This window comes from Bacillus marinisedimentorum, assembly GCF_001644195.2.
GTDB lineage: Bacteria > Bacillota > Bacilli > Bacillales > Bacillaceae_O > Bacillus_BL > Bacillus_BL marinisedimentorum.
In genome coordinates this window covers 1-2,930 of record NZ_LWBL02000014.1, presented here as the reverse complement: position 1 = coordinate 2,930, position 2,930 = coordinate 1, and the positions used below count along the sequence as shown (strand labels likewise).

Here is a 2,930-nt window from a genome sequence, read left to right as displayed (position 1 = left end):
CAACATAAAATAGATGGGAATTTAAAGCAGTGCAGATGCTGAAACTTATTTGTATCGTCGAGAGCTGGCTGAACTGTGTTTATGAGTGTGCAATTCATATGCTAGAGCGGTTAAGCAGGTCCTGGCTGCTCGGATAAAAACAAATTACTTCATGATTTGACAACCATATTCGCGGTTGCTATAATACCCTTACAGGTATAAATGAATGTTGTTTCGGAAACTGAGAACATTAAGATGTAAACAACTTTCTTTACTTTAATATTGAGGAGGAAATGCAATGGAATATGCTCCTGAGGTTAAAAATCGTTTGAAGCGTGTTGAGGGGCAAATTCGCGGAATTATCCGCATGATGGAGGACGAAAAAGAGTGCAAAGATGTCATCACTCAGTTGACCGCATCACGTTCTGCGCTTGACCGGGCAATGGGACACATTCTCGGCCAGAACCTTCAGCATTGTATCGTCCAGCAAGAAGAGTCAGGCGAAGAAAGCAGCGAACGCGTTGAAGAAGCCATTAACTTGCTGATCCGGAGCAGATAGCAGCCGGAGAATTTACTTCTAGACGGTACCAGTAGTTGCACGATATGAACAACAAGTGATCAGGCAGGCATCAAAATCTGTTTGTCGGCCTATTTTTTTAAGGGGTAAAAAAAGGGTTGACAAAAATTTTTTCATTTAATATTATACCCATAGGGGTAACGGTAGCTAAGTTTTCGAACGTAGAAATTTCATAATGAAAGGAAGATTGGATTGGATTGGATTTGGATTATCGCATTAGGGCTTGTCGTATTTCTTTTCATTAAACGTTCAGCCCCTGCCAAGGGGGTTCGCCAGCTGACAACAGCTGAACTTGCGGATGAAATGAAGAAGAACAATAAAACTGCATATTACATCGATGTGCGCACTCCGGGTGAATACAAAAGCGGCCATATCAAGAAGTTCAAAAATATTCCGCTTCAGCAAATTCAAGCACGGACGTCTGAGCTGCCGAAGGATAAAGAACTTGTCCTTATTTGCCAGAGCGGCAACAGAAGCGGCGTCGCATCGAAAAAACTGAAAAAGTTAGGTTTTGAGAAAGTGGCCAATGTCAGAGGCGGCATGAGTGCCTGGCAGGGCCAGCGAGTTTAAAAACATAAAAATATTATACGAATTCAGAGAGGATTGAAGGAAATGCCAGTAATGGATATTACACCGACATCAGTAAATGAGCTTCATAAAACAGAAGGATTGAACATCTTGGATGTACGCGAACCTTATGAGTTCGCTGCAGGAAAAATTCCTGGTTCCATAAATATCCCGCTCGGCTTCTTACTGCAGAGCCTGGATCAATTGGACAAAGGAAAAGAATATATTGTCGTTTGCAGGTCAGGAAACCGCAGCTCGCTTGGCTCACAGCTTCTTGAAAGCAGAGGTTACAAGGTGAAGAACATGGAAGGCGGCCTTATGTCCTGGACAGGGGACCTGAATTAATTAAGTAAAGCCAAATCTTTTGGGGGAAAGTTTGGTCAAACAATATTTCAAGGGGGAAATGTAAACATGAGTGTAAAATCAATTAAAGCAGGAGAACTTTTTGACAAGATCAACAGCGGTGAAGAATTGTTCATCTTTGACGTCCGCAATGAGTCTGATTTCAGCGATTGGAAAGTTGAAGGACAAAAGCTTGATTACTTGAATATCCCATACTTCGAATTGATTGATGGAGTAGAGGAAGTAATGGATAAGCTTCCAAAAGACAAGGAAATCGTCGTTGTCTGCGCAAAAGAAGGATCTTCGAAAATGGTAGCGGAAATGGTCAGCGAAGAGGGACTTGATACGAGGTTCCTTGAAGGCGGCATGAAATCATGGAGCGAATATCTGTACAAGACAGAAGTGTATCAAGATGATGACATCAAGGTGTACCAGTTTGTCCGTGTAGGCAAAGGCTGCCTTTCTTACATGGTCGTATCCGGCGATGAAGCAGTCGTTGTCGACCCGGCCCGTTTCACAGAAGAATATAAAGAAGCGGCTGCAGCTGATAATGTGAAAATTACGCATATTGTCGATTCACACCTTCATGCCGACCATATTTCCGGCGGCCGCGAGCTTGCGGAAGACACCGGCGCGAAATACTATCTCATGAAGAGCGAAGGCGCGAAATTCGACTTCGAAGCGCTTGAAAACCATGACAAAATCGAATTTGAAAACGTCAAGCTTGAAGTTCTTGCAGTTAAAACACCAGGACATACACCAGGAAGTGTATCATTCTTCGTAAATGATAAAGTCCTTTTCTCAGGTGATACGATTTTTGTAAGCGGGCTTGGACGTCCGGACCTCGGCGGAAAAGTGCGCGAATGGGCAAAAGATCTTTACGAAACAGTTTATGAGAAAGTTTCTGAGATCGGTGATGAAGTCATCGTGCTTCCTGCCCACTATGCCGACTTTGATGAAGAAGTGAACAGCGAAGGATATATCGGCGAATCGCTTGGCCATATCCGTGAGCGCAACGAAATCATGATGAATAAATCAGAAGATGAGTTCGTCGATCATGTTGCGGCTTCCGCAAGCACTGAAACACCGCCGAACTTCGAAGAAATCGTTGCAATCAACCGCGGGGAAATGGATGCCGATACCGAGAAGCAGCAAGAACTTGAAATCGGCCCGAACCGCTGTGCTGTCCACCATACTGCCTAATTGATGACAATCGTCCTGTGATTGATTTTTTTCACTCCACTTACCACTATTGATACAGAGCGAATGCAGCAATCCCTGCCGATGCGGCGGGGATTGCTTTTTTGATGTATAATGTGCGGATAATCGGCCATGGTCCTGGAAAGTTGTCGAGCAGGACAGTAAAGTCGCTGAATTGGACAGTACAGGCAGTAATTCTCAGATGATATCGGGGTGTTCGGATTTCGGTTTCATCCACTGATTACAGGCACTGAACTGCCGTTCA

The 2,930-nt window shown here is 44.0% G+C and carries 4 protein-coding genes; all 4 read left to right on the top strand.

Annotated elements, in window-relative coordinates; all coding sequences use genetic code 11:
* The first annotated feature begins 277 nt into the window (after positions 1-277).
* The 4 genes from A4U59_RS04155 (at position 278) to A4U59_RS04140 (ending at position 2,668) form a co-directional block, all read left to right on the top strand.
* Entirely contained in the window at positions 278-538 is a 261-nt protein-coding gene (locus A4U59_RS04155) for a metal-sensitive transcriptional regulator (RefSeq protein WP_066175878.1), read from the top strand.
* Positions 539-748: 210 nt separating this feature from the next.
* Positions 749-1,126: a rhodanese-like domain-containing protein gene (locus A4U59_RS04150; RefSeq protein ID WP_066175875.1), complete on the top strand. Its 378-nt coding sequence runs from the start codon at positions 749-751 to the stop codon at positions 1,124-1,126.
* A gap of 42 nt (positions 1,127-1,168) precedes the next feature.
* Positions 1,169-1,468: a rhodanese-like domain-containing protein gene (locus A4U59_RS04145; RefSeq protein ID WP_083270648.1), complete on the top strand. Its 300-nt coding sequence runs from the start codon at positions 1,169-1,171 to the stop codon at positions 1,466-1,468.
* Between the two features lie 66 nt (positions 1,469-1,534).
* Complete coding sequence (locus tag A4U59_RS04140; protein ID WP_066175872.1) at positions 1,535-2,668, top strand: MBL fold metallo-hydrolase; 1,134 nt, start codon at positions 1,535-1,537, stop codon at positions 2,666-2,668.
* The last annotated feature ends 262 nt before the right edge of the window (positions 2,669-2,930 follow it).

Bases quoted from the DNA above. Each gene is read 5' to 3' on its own strand.
- A4U59_RS04140 (WP_066175872.1), top strand. From the start codon at position 1,535: ATGAGTGTAAAATCAATTAAAGCAGGAGAACTTTTTGACAAGATCAAC.
- A4U59_RS04145 (WP_083270648.1), top strand. From the start codon at position 1,169: ATGCCAGTAATGGATATTACACCGACATCAGTAAATGAGCTTCATAAA.
- A4U59_RS04155 (WP_066175878.1), top strand. From the start codon at position 278: ATGGAATATGCTCCTGAGGTTAAAAATCGTTTGAAGCGTGTTGAGGGG.